The following is a 17,253-nucleotide window of genomic DNA, read 5'->3' as shown; positions in this document are numbered from 1 at the left end:
TCACTCCCCCAGGTGCCGGGGAAGCAGCCGTACCAGCACGTCGTCCGTGTAGAGGTGGACGACCGGCACCAGACCGGGCGCGCCGGGCGGTGCCGCCACCGCGGCGAGGGCCCGCCCGCGCAGCTCCTCCAGCAGGTCCACGACGTCCTGGCCGGCCACGGCCCCGGTCCGCATCAGATGGGCGAGGTTGCCGTCCCGCTCGCCGTTGCGGTCGTAGTCGGTCAGGTCGTCCGCCATGGTGATGGTCATGGCGAAAGCCTCTGCGAACTCCCTTACGGAGTCCGCCGGTTGGCCTTCCCCCCCGCAGGCGGCCGCGAGTGCCCCGTAGCGGCCCAGGAAGGTGGAGCCGTAGGTGCTCGCATGGGCGCGCCACTCCCGGAGGTTCGTCGCCCGAGAGCGTTTGGTGCGTATCTGGCCGCCGCAGAGGTGGACGGCGTCCTGCTCCAGGATGTCCGTCACCGCCTTGGGGTCCCGGGCGAGGGATTCCAGTTCGTGCAGCGCCCGCAGGTGGAGGCGGAGGCAGACACAGGCGAGTTCGACCCGGTCGAGTCCGGTGTCGTCGTCCATCAGGTCGTCGAGGAGCTTCATGGAGACGATGTCGAGGGCCAGCGCGCGGGACACCGCGGCCCGCCGGTCCGGGTCGGTCGTCCACTCGGTGAGGAAGTGGGGCACCCTCAGGTACAGGCGCAGGGCGGCGGTGTGCGCCACCAGGTCCGGCGACCCACCGGTCTGCGCGACGCACCGCGTGACATGGTCGCGGTTGGCGGCCTCGGCGGCGAGCATGGTCTCCGTGTAGTCCGCCGGCAGGGCCGTGGCCGGGGCGGCCGTCACCGCCCGCTCCCCGGACGGGCCGGGGCGGCGGGCCGCCTCCCGGCGATCTCGGCGAGGGCGGACCGCCAGTCCGGCTGTTCCAGGGCTCCGGCGAACCCCACGTAGTCCGCCCCGCTGTCGAGGTACTCGGTGACCTGCCGCCCGGAGCGGACGTTGCCGCTCACGAAGAGCACCTGGTCGGGGCCGAGCCCCTTGCGGAAGTGGCGTACGACCTCGGGCGGCACGTGCTCGTTGCGCGAGTACAGGTACACCATGTGGAAACCGAAGGCACGGGCGACGTGGAGGTACCGGTCGATCTCCTCGGTGGAGGCCGTGCTCACCGGCACGGTGCCGAGCAGGTCCCCGGTGCGGGGGTCCTCGCCGAAGGTGAGGGCGACGGTGAGGAGCAGCTCGGGCCACTCCTCGCGGGGTATTCGGCCGGGGAAGGCGGCCAGCGTCTCGAGGAAGCTCTTCCAGACGAAGTAGTCGTCGCCCGAGCCCAGCAGCGCGGGCAGCAGGAGCGCGTCCGCGCCGCGGACCACCGGGAAGCCGGCCCCCGGGCGGGGCGGGAAGTGCAGGACGACCGGTAACGGGGTGGCCGCCTTCACCGCCGCCACGTACGGCTCCATGTGCGACTCGAACGACTCGTAGTCGGTGCTGGCCAGAAGGACGGCGGCGAAGCCCAGCCGCGTGAGCTCCGCCGCCTTCTCGACCGCTTCCGTCACCGGGACCTTGAAGGGGTCGATGATGTGGACGGGGCCCGGTTGGTGCTCGCGCAGCCGGGCGAGCACGCGTCCCGGCCGCCAGAGCGGTGGTGCGGCGTGGAGTTCCGTGTGGTGGTCCAGTTGCGGTGAGGCGTTCACCAGCGTCTTCCCCCTTGTCGTCCGGCTCGTCGTCCGGCTTGTCGTCCGGTCGGGTCACGCGACGGGGTGCCGGCCGCGTCGCACGTGCGGATCGCGTCCGGATGAGGTGTCGCGCGTTCGGATGGAGGTGCGGGGCGCCCTGGTCGCCGAGGCCGTTCCCGGCCGGCCGGGAGTGTTCCTCCCGGTGTGCCGCGCCGGCGCGAAAGCCGTGGTCCGGCGCCGTCGCGCGGTTTCCTTCAGACCCGCCCGGGGAACTGCGTGACCGTTCCGGCACACGCCGCGGTCGAGGGAGTGCGGAAGTGCTCGGAAATCCTTCGGCGGGCCCGTCCGGCGGATTCACCGGCGGACGGACGAAAAGCGTCGTTCACGTACTCCCCTTCCACTGGAGAGACGAACAGCGGGTCCACCGGGCCGCCTCGAGGACAGGGTGCGGCAGGGCGGTTGCCGATACTACACGCGTTCGTTTCCGTGGGGTAGGGAGACTTTGTGCGGCGGTTATGCATTCCTGCCGGACGGAAGAAGGCACGCCCCGACGGTTTCGCGCCGTGCGGGGCGTTCTCGGCGGTGTCCGGCGTATTTCACGCGAATTGCAGATGGCGCCGGCGGCGCAATCGGCCCGCCGTCACGCAACCGCTCACCGCGACCAGCAGCAGCGTCACTCCGACGGCGTGGGCCACCCCGGAGTCGAACGACCCGCTGTCCGCGCCGTCGACCGCGTAGGTGATGATCTCCCGGGTCGACCAGAAGGGAAGCACCTTGGCCGAATCCTTGGCCGGATCCATCACCATCTGGGCGCCGATGACGGAGATCAGCAGCAGGGCGCCCTCCATGTCCCGTGGCACGGCCGCCCCGAGCAGCAGTCCCAGCGGCACCGCCACCAGTGTGGTCAGCGCCAGTTCCACCGCGACGGCCCGCGGGTGCGCCACGTCCTGCCCGACCAGGATGATCACGGCGTAGAGGGCGGACACGCCCATGCCGGCGGTGAGGAGGGCCAGCAGGCGGCCCAGGAAGAGCTGGAGCGGGCGGAACCCGGAGAGGGCCAGGAGCGGTTCGATCTCCCGGCCGCCGACCGCGGAGAAGAGGGCCGCGGCGCTGACCGCGAAGCCCACCCCGAGGCTGGCGAACCGGACCGCCTGGCCGGTCTGGTCGTAACGCCCGAGGTAGAAGACGAGCGGGACCAGGAGCAGCAGGCCCAGCACGCCCCGCCGGCGCAGCAGTTCGCGGAAGGTCATCTCCGCCATCCGCAGGGTGGCCGTCATCGGTTGCCCCTTCCTTTGCCGGGGGTGAGGTCCAGCACCTGGTCCACCCGGTCGAGCTGGTTGAGCATGTGCGTCACCACGACGACGGCCTTGCCCGCCTCGCGCCACTCCCAGACGCTCTGCCAGAAGTCCACGTAGGAGCCGTGGTCGAAGCCCTGGTAGGGCTCGTCGAGCAGCAGCAGGTCCGGGTCTCCCAGGGCCGACAGGACGACGTTCAGCTTCTGGCGGGTTCCTCCCGACAGGTCCTTGGCAAGGACGCCCTCCGCGGGGGCCCAGTCGAGCTCTCCCGCGAGTCTCCGGCCGCGGCGGTCGGACTCCCGGCGGCTCAGGCCCCGGCCGGTGCCGAAGAGGGTGAAGTGCTCCCGGGGGGTCAGGAAGCCCATGACCCCCGCGTTCTGCGGGCAGTAGCCGAGGTGGCCGGAGACGGTGACCCGTCCTTTGTCGGGGGAGAGCAGACCGGCGCAGATCTTGAGCAGGGTGGACTTGCCCGTCCCGTTGCTGCCGACGATCGCGGCGACCTCGCCCGCGTGCACGACAAGATCGACCCCGGTCAGGACGCGGCGGCGCTTGTAGCGTTTCACGACGCCGCGCGCCTGCAGGAGAATCTTGCGGTCGGCGGGCTCGGACATGCCGTGGTACCCCTCTCGGGCACCGACGGAATGGCCCATGACTGCCACCTTTCTGCCGACCGCGACGAAGGGCACGCATTGTCGGCCTCAATGGTCAGGATGCGTGATCCGGTCGGGTTCATCGCCCCGGCCGCACGCGCACGGCTCAGCCTGCCACACGGCCTGCCCCACATAGCGCGTATCGGTCGGGCCCCCACTTCCCCGAAAGTCCGGGCCCCCGGCCGGTGTTCCGGGGATCCTACGGGGCGACCGGGCGAAGGACTGAAGCCGGGCATCCGCGTTTCGGCCATCTCTCGCCGATACCCGGGGCGCCCTTGTAGGCCGGCCCGGGGCTGGTTAGCGTACCGACCGACCGCAATTCACCGCTCACTCGTGCGTCGCCCGCACCAGCTTTTCCCTTCTTCCGGAGTCCGCCGCCGGGGCGGGAGCGGGCGGGACCGCACCCCGTTCAGGCAAGAGGGAAATCCGCTCGGAATCGACGAAGGGGACGTGCATGCGCGGGGGGACCGTGGACCGTCGTGTCTGGTGGCAACGGGCCGTGGCCCGCGGTTTCGCGCCACCGCCGGCGCGGCCCACCCCGTTCGTCCTGGTGGGACCCGAGGGACCGGACTCGGACGTCCGGGGCGAGGTGCGCGCGGACGGCGTGATCGGCGCGCGGCCGGGCGGGGCGGCGTTCCCGCTGCCGTCCGGCGGGCTCGGGGTGCTGCTGCCCACCTACGTCGGCCGGTGCGACGCCGAGGCGCACGAGCAGACGTTCCGTCATGTGCTGCGCCGTCTGGCCGAGGTGCGGGAAGCGCACCCGTCCCTGCCGCTGACCGTCTGGGTGGGCATGCAGTACGGCCCCGGGGAGGACGAGGAGGCGCTGCGCAGGCTGCGCCGGCTGTGCGCCCCGGTGCCCGGGGGCCCGGCCCTCACCGTGGTCGGCCTGGCCCTGCCCGGGCCGGGCAAGCTCCGCACGGTGAGCACGGTCCTGCGGCTCTCCGAGGACCTCGGCTACGCCGGCTGGCTCTGGACGGACGACGACATCGAGATCGCCCCCCACTGCCTCGCCCTGCTGGTCTCCCGTTTCCGGGAGCGGGGGGAGCGGGGCGCGGTCGGGGCGCATTCGGTCGCGCTGGCCAGGGAGACGGTCACCTCACAGGCCATGGACCGGGTCTCCGGGGTCACCGCCCCGCCGAAGGCCTGCCCGGCGGCGGCCTGCCTGGTCGTCGCGACGGACGTGCTGGGCACCGGCATTCCGGTCAGGCGCCTGACCGACGACGGGTACGTGGTGTTCGAACTGCTCGACGCCGGGGCGCCCGATCCGCTGCACGACCTGGAGGTGCTGCCCGAGGCCCGGATCAGCTTCTACCGCGTCAGCCGCACCCACGACACGTTCCAGCGCCTGCGCCGCTCCCTCTACAGCCATGTGACCTGCGTCGCCGACTATCCCTGGCCCACCGCGCGGGTCTACCTCACCCGGGTCCTCTTCCACGGTCTGTGGCCGCTCGCGGCGTGGGACGGCAGCCGGGGGCCGGTGCACGGGCTGCAGCGCTGGCTGGTCAAGGGCCTGCACTTCACCTGGTTCTGCGGGGTGGCCGGCTCGCTGGCGGTCCGGGGCGCGGTGGGACGGCCCCTTCGCCGGGTGGCGTGGGGCGACGAGGGGGACTTCCGCAGCCCCACCGTCGAGGAGCCCGCCGCGGGAGCGGCCGCCGGGCGCTGACACACGAGGTCACCCCGAGGGGCGGCCCGGAAGGAGACGCGATGGTGACAGCGGGGCCGGCCGGGGCGGCGGTGACCGTCGTCCTGCCTCACTACGACTGCGCGGCGTACCTGGGTGCGGCCGTCGGATCGGTGCTCTCCCAGGACCGCCCGGACCTGCGCCTGACGGTGGTGGACGACTGCTCGCCCGACGAGAAGTGGGCCCGCGCACTCCACCCGTACGCCGGCGACCCCCGGCTGACCGTGGTCCGCACCTCCCGCAACGTCGGCCACCTGCGGATCAAGAACAAGGTCCTGGAATCGGTGGACACCCCCTACGTGGCCTTCCAGGACGCCGACGACATCAGCCTGCCGGGCCGGCTGCGCCACCAGCTGGCCCTCCTGGAGAGCGGCGGCGCCGATCTGGTCGGCTGCGCCTACTCCTACATCGACGAGGCGGGCCGTACGACGGGACACCGGCGGATGCCCCGCAACGGCAACCTCTGGATGCGGCTGGGGCGGACGACCGTGCTCCTGCACCCGTCCTCGGTGGTGCGGCGCTCGGTGCTCGAGAGGCTCGGCGGCTTCGACGGCACCGCGCGCCTGGGGGCCGACACCGACTTCCACCTGCGGGCCGCCCGCCTGTACCGGCTGCGCAGTGTGCGCAAGGTGCTCTACCGGTACCGGATCTGGCCCAAGTCGCTCACCCAGGCGCCGGACACCGGGTTCGGGTCCGCGGAGCGCCGGGCCTACACCGAGGCGATGACCGCGCAGGAGGAGCGGCGGCGGCGGGCGCGGACCCGTGAGGAGCTGCTGCCGCTGCTGGTCGCCCCGCCCAACGACGTCGACTTCACCCTGACCCGGGTCGACCTCGACTAGCCGACGGAGGGGGAACGGCGTGGACGGCACCTCGGCGAGGACCGCGGACGAGGCGTTGCCCGGGGTCGCGGTGGTGGTGGTCGATCCGGACGGCGACGGGCGGCGCGCCGTGCGCGGCCTCCTCGCCCAGACGGTGCGTCCCGTCTCGATCACCCTGGTGACGGCGGCCGGCCCGACGGCCGGCGGCACCCGGTCCCCCGAGCCGGCCGTGCCCTTCGACGACCCGGCGGTGCCGCCCGTACGGGTCGTCCAGTGCGCTCGCGGGGACCTCGGGCCGGTGTGCGTCGACGCGGCCAGGAACGCGGGGGCGCCGTACGTGGCCGTCCTCCGCGGTGACGACGAGGCGCTCCCCCACTGGCTGTGGCACCTGGCGCGGGCGGCCCGGGACGGCGGCGGGGACGGCACCGGGCCGGTCGGCCTGGTGCAGTGCGGCGCCCTGCGGCTGAGGGACGACGGCCTGGTGGACGGGTTCGCCCTGCCGCCCGCGTCCCCGCGGGCCCGGCCCTCCCCCTCGGACCTCCTCGAGGGCGCCTACGCGGTGCGGCGCGAACTGCTGGACGCGGACGGCGGTACGGCGCCCTGGGTCGCCCTGCCCATGCCGCTGGTCCGCCGCCGGTCCGGCGGCGCCGGGGACCCGGCCGCGGTCCTGGCCCCCGGGACGCGCGTCGCGCGACGCACCCGCCTGGTCCGGCACGGGTACCGGCCGCCCGCCGCGAGGCCGCGGAACGGGAGCACTCCCCGGCTGGTGTCGGTGGTCGTCCCGGTGCGCAACGGCGCCCGCACGCTCGCCGCCCAGCTGACCGCCCTGGCCCGGCAGACCGGAGCCGTCGCCTACGAGGTGCTGGTCGTCGACAACGGCTCGACGGACACCACCCGCGAGGTCGCCGAACGGGCCCGCGCCGAGCTGCCGGACCTGCGGATCGTGGACGCGTCCGACCGCGCCGGTGAGAGCTGTGCCCGCAACCGGGGAATCGCCGCGGCGCGCGGCGACTTCGTCGCGTTCTGCGACGCGGACGACGTCGCCGACACCGGCTGGCTGGCCGCGATGGCCCAGGCGGCCAAGGAGGCCGATCTGGTGGGAGGCGGACTGGAGACCTCCGTGCTCAGTCCCGGCCGCGTCGACGAGCAGCCCCTGCCGATGGACGCCCAGACCGATTTCCTGCCGTTCGCCCGGGGGGCGAACTGCGGTGCCTGGAAGGACGTCCTGACCGCGCTGGGCGGCTGGGACGAGCGCTACCGGGGCGGCGGGGAGGACATGGACCTCTCCTGGCGCGCCCAGCTCTGCGGTTACCTCGTCCGCTACGCGGACGACGCCCGGATGCACTACCGGTTGCGGGACGGACTGCCGGCGCTGGCACGGCAGAAGTGGAACTACGGCCGTTCCGGCGCCCAGTTGTACGCCGCGTACCGGCGCGCCGGGTTCGAACGGCGCGACGGCCGGGTGGTCGTCAGGAACTGGTGCTGGCTGCTGCTGCACGTTCCGGACCTGGTGCGGTCACCGGTCCTGCGGCGGCGCTGGGTCCGCTACGGGGCACGGCTGGCGGGTTTCCTGGCCGGGAGTGTGCGGCAGGGCGTCCGGTACCTGTGAGGGGCGGGCGTCCGGCGCCCGCGGGACGCCGGGCCGGCACCGCGGTGGCCCGGCGCGCCGCTCCCGGGTTCAGACCAGCCGGTGGCCGGGGTCCTGCGCCACCGGGTCGTCGCCCGCCATGGCGAGGCAGGTGGCGCGCAGGGCGGCGACGACGGCCTGGTCCTCGCCCCAGGCGTCGAGTTCCGGGCCGTCCCCCGCCTTCAGGGCCGGCACCGGCACTTCCATGATCTTCGGATGCACGTGCCGGACCGGGGACTCGGAAGGGGCCACCAGCGCCTCGGTGAGCTTCTCCCCCGGCCGCAGCCCGACGTAGCGGACCGGGAGTTCCGCACCGGCGTGCGCGATGAGCCTTCTGGCGATGTCGAGGATCCGGACCTGTTCCCCCATGTCCAGGACCAGGGCGTGGCCGACGCTGCCCAGCGCGACCGACTGGATGACCAGTTCCACGGCCTCCTGGACGGTCATCAGATAGCGCGTCACCTCGGGGTGGGTGACCGTCACCGGTCTGCCGGCCGCGATCTGCCGGGCGAAGACGTCGAGGAAGGACCCCTGGCAACCGAGCACGTTGCCGAAGCGCACGCTCACGTACGGTCTGCCCGCCTGGATCGCGGCCGCCGCGGTGAGTCCTTCGGCTATGCGTTTCGAGTATCCGAGCACCCCGACCGGATCGACCGCCTTGTCGGTCGAGATGTTCACCAGGAACGCGACGTCCGCGGCCAGGGCCGCCTCGAGCACCGCTCGGGTGCCGAAGACATTCGTCTTGACGGCTTCCCCGGGGAACTTCTCCAGGATGGGCACCCATTTGAGGGCCGCCGCGTGGAAGACGGTGTCCGGCCGGCACTGCTGGAACAGCCGGGCGAGCCCTCTGGAGTCCCTGATGTCCGCGAGAAGGATGGAGGTCCGCACCGACGGGGAGACGTTCCCGATGCTGGTGGCCGCCAGGTGGAGGGCCGTCTCGTTCCGGTCGAGCATCATGAGGCTCTCGGGTTCCCACCGGCTGAGCTGCCGGCACAGTTCCGATCCGATGTAGCCGCCGGCTCCGGTGACCAGGATCCGTCGGCCGCGCAGTAATCCGGCGCTGCTCTCGAGACCGGTCCTTATTCGTTGGCGGCCGATAATCCTCTCGAGGTCCAAGGTGAGAGGTCCACCGGTCGGAAAGTTCGCGTCGTACCCCACGGAATTATCGCCAAACATGCAGTCACACTTCCTTTTTGACAAGAGTCATGACTGACGTGCCGACCCACACGACGAACGGGACCGACGTATCGTCTTGGTGCTTTCCTCACCGGCACCACCGCGTTCCCCCACCGGTGCCTGCGCACGGGGATCACATTCCGGCGGCCGGGTCGCCACCCGCTGCGCCGGCTCCGCCGACGTCGGACGTGTCCTCTTCCGACACCCCAGGACGACCGCGAAAATCACTTTATCGAGGCGCGGCGCGGTGCGGGCGGGTTTTCTCAACGGACGCCCCGCGTCACCGGAACGCCGGGGCCGAGGAATTCGCGCGCGCCCCGCAACCGGGTCCGGAGCCGGGCCCGCGTGGCATCGGTGACGAGACGGATGTCGAGGTTCCCCGGCGGGGCCACCTCGCTCCGCAGACCGGCCGGCAGCCGGGCCGGGTCCAGTCCGTCCCGCCGGGCTATGAGGACACCCAGCTCGTGACGGTTCATCGCGTCCGGTCCCGCCACGTGGAACACCCCGGACCCGTCCGACGCCGCGATCTCCAAAAGCGCGGAGGCCAGATCGTCGACGTGGACCGGACAGCGGACGTCGTCCGTGAACAGGACGCCGGCGCGCCGGCCGGCCGCCAGGGCGTGCACCGCCTCCTCGTGGGCGGACCGGTTGTGCCCCACGATGAGCGAGGTGCGCACCACGGCGGCCTCGGGCACGGCCACCCTGACGGCCGTCTCCGCCGCGGCCTTGGCCGCGCCGTACGGGGAGACGGGGTCGGGGAGGGCCTCCTCCGGGTAGTGGACGTCGGCTCCGGAGAACACGGCGTCGGAGGAGACGTGGACCAGCCGGCAGCCGGCGCGCGCCGCCTCCAGGGCGAGGCGGGCCGCGCCGTCGGCCGTGACCGCCCAGTCGGCGTGTCCGCTCGACGCGTTGATCACCGCGGCCGGCCGGGTCCGGGCCAGCACCTCTCCCATCCGCCCCGGGTCACGGAGGTCGGCCCGGTACCAGGTGACCGGCGGCAGTTCCTCGGGGCGGGTCCGGTAGGTCGCGGCCACGTCCCACCCGGCGGCCACGGCCCGGCGGAGCACCTCGTACCCGAGGAAGCCGCTCCCGCCGACGACAAGAACTCTCACGCACCGCCCCCCTGACGTCCGGCCCGCCCCCGATCGCGCCCCAGAAGTACGGGGACGACGGCCTGTGCGGCCGTGTCGAGCCGTGGTTCCTGTGGGCCCGATGCTACTGAAGGCCACCGAGCGGCGGGGAGAGTGAGTGCTTTCCGTCTTCGGTCCGAACCGGCCGGGGAGGCTCCGCAACGGCTCCCGCGGGCAGGAGGGCGGCGGCCCCGAGCGGCCTTGCGCACGGCGGGACGCCGGGCCCGCGGTCCGAGGCGTTCCCCCGGGGCGCGCAGCCGGTGCCACCGGCGGGGCGGCGACGGCCCGTCCCGCTCCTGGTCCCTGGGCGGGCGGCGTGCCGTCCCGCCCGCCCCGGCCGGGCGGGTGCGTCCCCGTCAGGTACGGCGGGGTGCGCCCCGTCAGGTACGACAGGGAGCCGGGTTCTCCGGCCGGGCGGGGATCCCCGCCCGCACACGGGCGAGCAGGGCGGCCGGGTCCGGGTCCGCCTGCAGGGACCGCAGCACCAGCGTCCACCACTGCTCCAGCCGCTCCCTCCAGTCCAGCCCGCCCGGCATCTCGTCGGTCAGGGTGCAGAGTCCGAAGAACGCGCAGACGAGCGTCACGGCCGCGGCCGACGGCTCGACCCCTTCCGCGAGTTCGCCCCCGGCGCGGGCCTCGGCGAGGAGCCGGGTGGCAGCCGCCGCCCAGGCGTCGAACGGCGTGGGCACGGCGGCCTCGATGGTGTGGCGCTCCGCCCACAGCCGGGCACCGGCACGTGCCACGACGTCCTCGCTGAGGGACTGCGCGACCCGGAAGCTGAGGCCGACCAGCTTCTCCAGCGGAGGAACGCCGGGCGTGGTGTAGGCGGCGGCGAGTTGCGGCCAGGTGGCGAACTGCTCGCGGACCACGGCCAATGCCAGCTTCTCCTTACTGGAGTAATGGAAATAGATCGCCCCGCTGGTTCTTCCCGAGTGATCGCTTATGTCATTGACGCTCGTTCCGGCATATCCCTGTTCAACGAACAGATGTGCCGCTGTTTCCAGCAGCACTTTGCGGGTTGCACGCGCCCTGTCCTGCACTTCTGCTCCACCTTCGCTCACACACGCCGACGCCACGACGGAAAAGTCCAGGCGCCCCCGGAGGCAGGGTCGCAGCGCGCGAAGATCTTATTATTCTTCGGCCGTGTGCGCCGCAGGGGCGACTTCACACAACACGCCCCTCTGTCCGGCCGAATCGATTCGGGTGGGCGCGGGAACTCCGCCCCGATCAATGCCGCGGCACCCCGGAGGAGCCTCCCACCAGGCCCGTTGGCCGCGTTCCGGGCGCTGCGGCCCCTCCTCCCGTTCCGTGTGCGGGAGTCGGCCGCCTTCGACCGCGGCATGCACATACACCCGAATCGGTGATTGTGGAAATCGAAGAAGCGAAATTAACATAACGGGCACGATGTTTTTCGGCGTGGTCGAAAGCGACGACCCGCGCCCGCCATGACGCGCCCACGGCGCGCTCAGCCGTGTCCACGTGGCCGCAAACGGCCGTGCGACATCACCCGTTTCCGCTCATTTCCGCGAGTGGACCACCCGCATCCCTGCACCCGCCTGCGCCCGTGCACCGAACCGGTCGACGCAGCCTCCCAGAACGGCAGTCACATGACAGCTCACCGCATCCTTTCCTGGTCCCCCTCCGCCATCGTCTTCGACTGCGACGGAACCCTGATGGACACGGAACGACACTGGCAGGAGGCCCGGAACCTCACCTTCCGGGCGTTCGGCCTGAAACCACCGGCCGGGTTCGCCGACCGCGCCAAGGGCATGCACTACACCGAGTGCGGAGCGCTCATGGCCGAAGAGACCGGGAAACCGGGCCTCGTCGGGGAGTTGACCGACACGCTCCTCGGCACCTTCACCACCCTGGTCGACCAGGACCCCGTCACCATGCCGGGGGCCGCCTCGCTGGTCCGGCTGGCCTCTCGCCACCGCCCTCTCGCGGTGGCGAGCAACTGCCCCCGGGAGGTGGTGGAATCATGCCTCTACCGGGCCGGGCTCCTCGACTGCTTCGGCCACGTCGTGGTCGCCGGCGGGGACGTACGGCCGAAGCCGGAACCCGACGTCTACGCGGTGGCCGCCCGCCTCTGCGGCGTCCCTCCCGAGGAGGCTCTGGCCGTGGAGGACTCGCTCACCGGTATGGAGTCGGCCCGCCGGGCGGGCCTTCGCGTCATCGGCATCGGACCGTGCCCACCGGGGCCGGAGGCGGAGAAGGCCGATCTGTGGGTCGCGAGCCTCGCCGACGGCGAGCTGCTGTCGTGGGCCCGCACCCGGATCGGCGAGTAGGACACCCGGGGCCCCGTCGCACGGGGCCCGGGCGGGAGGGGCGGACCGCGGTTCCGTCAGCGGAGCCGGGCGGCGAACGCCGCGTACGCCTGCTCGTCGAAGAGGACGAACCGGATCTCCTCCACCGCGGTTTCGGCGTCGCGCACCGTCTCCACCGCGATGCGCGCGGCGTCCTCCATCGGCCAGCCGTAGACACCGGTGGAGACGGCCGGGAACGCGACGGTGCGCGCGCCGAGTCCGTCGGCGACCCGCAGCGACTCCCGGTAGCAGGAGGCCAGCAGCGCCGAGCGGTCCTCCTCGCGGCTGAACACCGGGCCGACGGTGTGGATCACCCAGCGGGCGTCCAGGTCGCCGGCGGTGGTGGCGACGGCCCGGCCGGTGGGCAGGCCCTCGCCGTACCGAGAAGCGCGCAGGCGGCGGCACTCCTCCAGGATCGCCGGGCCGCCCCGGCGGTGGATCGCGCCGTCGACGCCGCCTCCGCCGAGCAGGGACGAGTTCGCCGCGTTGACGATCGCGTCGGCGCTCTGGCGGGTGATGTCGCCCCGGACGAGGGTGAGGGTGGCGCTCATGTCTGCCGCAGCCTCCTCCAGACGGCCTTCGCCGCGTTGTGTCCCGACATGCCGTGCACCCCGGGGCCGGGCGGGGTGGCCGAGGAGCAGATGAAGACCGCGGGGTGCGGGGTGGCGTACGGGAACAGGGACGGTCTGGGGCGCAGCAGGAGCTGGAGTCCGGAGGCCGCGCCGGTGCCGATGTCGCCGCCGACGTAGTTGGCGTTGCGGGCGGCGAGTTCGGGCGGGCCGGCGGTGGCGCGGGCCAGGACGCGGTCGCGGAAGCCCGGTGCGTAGCGCTCCAGCTGGCGCTCGATGGCGTCGGTGAGGTCTCCGGTCCAGCCGTGCGGGACGTGGCCGTAGGCCCAGAAGACGTGCTGGCCCGCCGGTGCCCGGGTGGGGTCGGCGACGCCGGGCTGCACGGTGATGAGGAACGGCGCGTCGGGGGCCCGGCCCTCCCGGGAGGCGGCGCGCAGGGCGGCGCCGATCTCCCCGCTGTCCGCGCCGATCTGCACGGTCCCGGCGACGCGGGCCTCGGGCGCGGTCCACGGCACCGGGCCGTCCAGCGCGTAGTCGATCTTGAAGACGCCGGGGCCGTACCGGTAGTTCGCGTAGGTGCCGCCGAAGCCGGCGATGCGGGCCAGGGCGGTGGGCGAGGTGTCGAAGACGTAGGCGCGGGCGGGCGGCAGGTCGTCGAGGCGCTTGACCTCGTAGTCGGTGTGGACGCTGCCGCCGAGGTCCTTCAGGTACGCGGCGAGGGCGTCGGAGAGCGCCTGGGAGCCGCCGCGGGCCACGGGCCAGCCGCGGGCGTGCGCGGCGAGGGCGAAGACGAGGCCGACGGCGCCGGTGGCGAGACCCCCGAGGGGGGCCATCACATGGGCGACGAGCCCCGCGAACAGGGTCCTGGCCCGCTCGTCGCGGAAGCGGCGCATGAGCCAGGTCGAGGGGGGCAGGCCGACCAGGCCGAAGCGGGCCAGGGTGATCGGGTCGCGGGGCAGCGCGGTCAGCGGCAGGGACATGAAGTCGCGGACCAGGGTGTCCCACCTGGACAGGAAGGGCGCGACGAGCCGTCGGTACGGGCCGGCGTCGCGCGGGCCGAAGGAGGCGGCCGTCTCGCCGACCGACCGGGACAGCACGGCCGCGGTGCCGTCCGGGAAGGGGTGCGCCATGGGGAGCCGGGGGTGCATCCACTCCAGCCCGTAGTGCTCCAGCGGGAGGGCGCGGAAGGCGGGCGAGTTGATGCCGAGGGGGTGCGCGGCGGAGCACGGGTCGTGCCGGAAGCCGGGCAGGGTGAGCTCCTCGGTGCGGGCGCCGCCGCCCACGGTGTCCCTGGCCTCGAACAGGGCCACCGAGAAGCCGCGCCGGGCCAGCTCCACGGCAGCGGTCAGCCCGTTCGGCCCCGCACCCACCACGACCGCGTCGAGCATCGACGGCACCTTCGGACTCCTTCGTCAGCCGACGGCCACTGGCATCAGGATATGCCGGGGCGCCGGTACCGGGAGATCAGGCTCCTTCCGACAGCAGCCCCGCCACCCGCTGTGCCGTGGCCGCGTCGCGGGCCGCGGTGAAGGGGAGGGTGTTGCCGCCGGTGATGCGGAAGGGCTCGCCCGCGCGGGTCAGATGGGTGCCGCCCGCCTCCTCGACCAGGAGCAGACCGGCCGCGTGGTCCCAGGCGGCTTCCCAGGAGAAGGCGGTGGCGTCGGACTCGCCGCGGGCGACGGCCAGGTACTCCAGGCCGGCCGAGCCGCAGGGACGGGGTGCCACGCCCTCGGTCCGCAGGGCGAGCAGGGACCGCTTCTGTTCGTCCGTGGTGAAGTCCGGGTGGGAGGTGGCCACGCGCAGGTCGCGGCCGGGTTCCGGGGAGCCCGCGCGGAGCCGTTCGCCGTCGAGGTGGGCGCCCTTGCCCCGTACGGCCGTGGCGAATTGGTGGCGGGCCGGGGCGAAGGTCCAGGAGGCGTACAGGACTCCGCGCCGGGCAAGGGCGACCAGGGTGCAGAAACCGGTGTCTCCGTGCACGAACTGCCGGGTGCCGTCGACAGGGTCGACTATCCAGACCGGCGCCTCGCCCCGAACCGCCTCGTACGACGTCGGGTTGGCGTGCACGGCCTCCTCGCCCACCACGACCGAGCCGGGCAGCAGGGCGGTGAGCGCCTCCGTGAGGTACAGCTCCGCCTTGCGGTCGGCGTCGGTCACGAGGTCGTGCGGGCCGCTCTTCAGGTCCACCTCGTGTTCGGCGAGCCGGCGCCAGCGCGGCATGATCTCCTGCGCGGCGGCCTTGCGGACGGCTTCCTCCACGTCGACGGCGTGCCGGTCGAGAAACTCTTCGATGGTTTCGTTGTCCTTGATCATGCCTCCATGAGACCACGCCCGGCCGACGTTCCCCACCGTCCCGGTGCACTGCGGGGGGAATCGGCATGAATATGGGGTGCCGGACCGCGGGCGGGTGGGCTCAGCGGCCCACCGCGTAGCCCTGCATGCCGCGCGGATTCGCCGCCGCCGAGAGGACGCCCGTCTCCGGGTCCCGGGCGACCGCGCACAGCCGGCCCTCCGACCAGGCGGCGCCGACCGTCACGTCGTGGCCGCGGCGCCGCAGTTCCGCCACCACCTCGGGGTCCGTCCGGGACTCGACGGTGACGCTGCCGGGGCGCGTGCCGCGCGGGTAGAAGGAACCGGGGAAGCTGTCGTTGTGCCAGTTGGGCGCGTCGATCGCACCCTGGAGGTCGAGGCCGCCGCGCACCCGCCCGCGCAGCGCGACCGCGAGGAAGAAGTGCAGCTGCCACTGGTCCTGCTGGTCCCCGCCCGGCGTGCCGAACGCCATGACCGGCACGCCGTCGCGCAGCGCGAGGGACGGCGTGAGGGTCGTGCGGGGGCGGCGGCCCGGGGTGAGGGTGTTGGGCAGCCCTTCGTCCAGCCAGGTCATCTGGAGCCGGGTGCCGAGCGGGAAACCCAGCTCGGGGACGACGGGGTTGGACTGGAGCCAGCCGCCGCTGGGCGTGGCCGCGACCATGTTGCCCCAGCGGTCCACGACGTCGAGGTGGCAGGTGTCGCCGCGGGTGGAGCCGTCGCCCAGGACCTGGGGTTCGCCCGGCACGGGGGACGTCGGCAGCTTGGCGACCGTCGGCTCGCCGACGCCCATGGGGCCGGCGCCGGGTTCCTCGGCGGCCGCCCTGCGCGCGTGGGCGCTCAGGCGCGGGACGCGCCCGCCGGGGCTGCCGGGCCGCAGGTCGTGGGAGGCGCGGGGGCCGATCACGGTCCGCCGCTCGGCGTTGTACTCGGCCGACAGCAGGTCGTCGAGGGGCACCTCGGCCGCGTCGCCGTACCAGGCCTCGCGGTCGGCCATGGCGAGCTTGCAGCCCTCGATCAGCAGGTGGACGTAGTCGGCGGAGCCGTAGGGGGGCAGTTCCGGCGGGAGCAGGGCGAGTTGCTGGAGCAGGACCGGGCCCTGGCTCCAGGGGCCGGCCTTGCACACGGTCCAGTCGCCGAAGTCGTGGGTCACCGGGGGTTCGTAGGTCGCCGACCAGGCGGCGAGGTCGGCGGCCGTCAGCGTGCCGGTGCGGTGCTCGCCGCTGGTGTCCAGGGTGGGGCGCGCGGCCTGCCGGACCAGGGCCTCGGCGATGAACCCGGTGCGCCACACCTCCCGCGCGGCGTCGATCTGCTCCTCCCGGTCGCCCGCCCCGGCGACCTCGGCCAGCAGCCGCTTCCAGGTGGCGGCGAGGGCGGGGTTGCGGAAGAGCTCGCCGGGGCGCGGCGCCCGGCCGCCGGGCAGGTACACCTGCGCCGAGGAGGTCCACTCCGTCTCGAACAGCTCCCGTACGGTCTCCACCGTCGCGCCGACGTTCTCCACGGGCGCGTGCCCGTGCTCGGCGTAGCCGACGGCGTACTTCAGGACGTCGGCGAGGGGCTTGGTGCCGTGGTCGCGCAGCAGGAGCATCCAGGCGTCGAAGGCGCCGGGCACGGCGGCGGCGAGCGGCCCGGTCCCGGGCACGAGTTCGAGACCGAGGGCCCGGTAGTGGGCGGCGCTCGCCCCGGCCGGCGCGACGCCCTGTCCGCACAGCACCCGTATCCCGCCCCCGGCCGGCGCGAGCAGGATCGGCACCTCGCCGGCCGGGCCGTTGAGGTGCGGCTCGACGACGTGCAGCACGAAGGCCCCCGCGACGGCGGCGTCGTAGGCGTTGCCGCCGTCCTCCAGGACGGCCATCGCCGACTGCGAGGCCAGCCAGTGGGTGGAGGACACCATGCCGAAGGTGCCCTGGAGGGTGGGTCGGGTGGTGAACATACGGCCTCTCACCTCGGTGTTCGTCGCGTCGGCCGGACCGGTCGGCGCTCGGGTCGGTCATGGGCGGGCGCGGAGAGGGACGAGCCGGAGCCCCCTTCGCGTCCCCCGC

At 73.5% G+C, this 17,253-nt stretch carries 15 protein-coding genes; 4 read left to right on the top strand and 11 right to left on the bottom strand.

Features of this window, described 5'->3' with window-relative positions:
- The 4 genes from CP969_RS30805 to CP969_RS30790 form a co-directional block, all read right to left on the bottom strand.
- Entirely contained in the window at positions 1 to 831 is an 831-nt protein-coding gene (locus tag CP969_RS30805; protein ID WP_016823897.1) for a hypothetical protein, read from the bottom strand.
- Positions 828 to 1,673, bottom strand: a complete 846-nt coding sequence (locus tag CP969_RS30800; protein WP_016823898.1) for a geranylgeranylglyceryl/heptaprenylglyceryl phosphate synthase — start codon at positions 1,671 to 1,673, stop codon at positions 828 to 830. The genes CP969_RS30805 and CP969_RS30800 overlap by 4 nt, the downstream gene beginning before the upstream one ends.
- Positions 1,674 to 2,251: 578 nt before the next feature.
- Positions 2,252 to 2,932: a hypothetical protein gene (locus CP969_RS30795; protein WP_016823899.1), complete on the bottom strand. Its 681-nt coding sequence runs from the start codon at positions 2,930 to 2,932 to the stop codon at positions 2,252 to 2,254.
- A complete protein-coding gene (locus CP969_RS30790; RefSeq protein WP_016823900.1) occupies positions 2,929 to 3,600 on the bottom strand; it encodes an ATP-binding cassette domain-containing protein in 672 nt (223 codons plus the stop codon). Before CP969_RS30790 ends, CP969_RS30795 begins: the two co-directional genes overlap by 4 nt.
- 454 nt (positions 3,601 to 4,054) lie before the next feature.
- Here CP969_RS30790 and CP969_RS30785 point away from each other — a divergent pair, with 454 nt between their 5' ends.
- Genes CP969_RS30785 through CP969_RS30775 form a run of 3 tightly spaced genes read left to right on the top strand, consistent with a single transcriptional unit; the run spans position 4,055 to position 7,708 of the window.
- A complete protein-coding gene (locus tag CP969_RS30785) occupies positions 4,055 to 5,263 on the top strand; it encodes a hypothetical protein (protein ID WP_004981201.1) in 1,209 nt (402 codons plus the stop codon).
- Positions 5,264 to 5,304: 41 nt separating this feature from the next.
- Positions 5,305 to 6,120, top strand: a complete 816-nt coding sequence (locus CP969_RS30780; RefSeq protein WP_016823903.1) for a glycosyltransferase family 2 protein — start codon at positions 5,305 to 5,307, stop codon at positions 6,118 to 6,120.
- A 19-nt stretch (positions 6,121 to 6,139) separates the two neighbouring features.
- Entirely contained in the window at positions 6,140 to 7,708 is a 1,569-nt protein-coding gene (locus CP969_RS30775) for a glycosyltransferase (RefSeq protein WP_016823904.1), read from the top strand.
- 69 nt (positions 7,709 to 7,777) lie between these two features.
- On the opposite strand, the gene CP969_RS30770 is transcribed toward CP969_RS30775, so the two are convergent.
- The 3 genes from CP969_RS30770 to CP969_RS30760 all read right to left on the bottom strand — a co-directional run bounded on the left by CP969_RS30770 (position 7,778) and on the right by CP969_RS30760 (position 11,072).
- Positions 7,778 to 8,902 carry an SDR family NAD(P)-dependent oxidoreductase gene (locus CP969_RS30770; RefSeq protein WP_026084741.1) on the bottom strand — a complete coding sequence of 375 codons (1,125 nt, stop codon included), beginning with the start codon at positions 8,900 to 8,902 and terminating at the stop codon, positions 7,778 to 7,780.
- A gap of 263 nt (positions 8,903 to 9,165) precedes the next feature.
- Positions 9,166 to 10,014, bottom strand: a complete 849-nt coding sequence (locus CP969_RS30765) for an SDR family oxidoreductase (protein WP_039830664.1) — start codon at positions 10,012 to 10,014, stop codon at positions 9,166 to 9,168.
- A gap of 398 nt (positions 10,015 to 10,412) precedes the next feature.
- Entirely contained in the window at positions 10,413 to 11,072 is a 660-nt protein-coding gene (locus CP969_RS30760; RefSeq protein ID WP_279627242.1) for a ScbR family autoregulator-binding transcription factor, read from the bottom strand.
- A 567-nt stretch (positions 11,073 to 11,639) separates the two neighbouring features.
- On the opposite strand from CP969_RS30760, the gene CP969_RS30755 reads away from it, so the two are divergent.
- Entirely contained in the window at positions 11,640 to 12,320 is a 681-nt protein-coding gene (locus CP969_RS30755) for an HAD family hydrolase (protein WP_026084742.1), read from the top strand.
- A 56-nt stretch (positions 12,321 to 12,376) separates the two neighbouring features.
- On the opposite strand, the gene CP969_RS30750 is transcribed toward CP969_RS30755, so the two are convergent.
- The 4 genes from CP969_RS30750 to CP969_RS30735 all read right to left on the bottom strand — a co-directional run bounded on the left by CP969_RS30750 (position 12,377) and on the right by CP969_RS30735 (position 17,144).
- Positions 12,377 to 12,889 carry an O-acetyl-ADP-ribose deacetylase gene (locus CP969_RS30750; RefSeq protein WP_016823909.1) on the bottom strand — a complete coding sequence of 171 codons (513 nt, stop codon included), beginning with the start codon at positions 12,887 to 12,889 and terminating at the stop codon, positions 12,377 to 12,379.
- A complete protein-coding gene (locus CP969_RS30745) occupies positions 12,886 to 14,295 on the bottom strand; it encodes a phytoene desaturase family protein (RefSeq protein ID WP_026084743.1) in 1,410 nt (469 codons plus the stop codon). The genes CP969_RS30750 and CP969_RS30745 overlap by 4 nt, the downstream gene beginning before the upstream one ends.
- Before the next feature lie 76 nt (positions 14,296 to 14,371).
- Complete coding sequence (locus CP969_RS30740) at positions 14,372 to 15,217, bottom strand: inositol monophosphatase family protein (RefSeq protein WP_016823911.1); 846 nt, start codon at positions 15,215 to 15,217, stop codon at positions 14,372 to 14,374.
- A 100-nt stretch (positions 15,218 to 15,317) separates the two neighbouring features.
- A complete protein-coding gene (locus tag CP969_RS30735) occupies positions 15,318 to 17,144 on the bottom strand; it encodes a gamma-glutamyltransferase family protein (RefSeq protein WP_016823912.1) in 1,827 nt (608 codons plus the stop codon).
- Positions 17,145 to 17,253 lie beyond the last annotated feature (109 nt).

Origin of the sequence: Streptomyces viridosporus T7A (genome assembly GCF_008704515.1) — a bacterium.
Classification (GTDB): domain Bacteria; phylum Actinomycetota; class Actinomycetes; order Streptomycetales; family Streptomycetaceae; genus Streptomyces; species Streptomyces viridosporus.
Note: the sequence above shows the minus strand (reverse complement) of the source record. Positions and strands in the feature narration are given on the sequence as shown.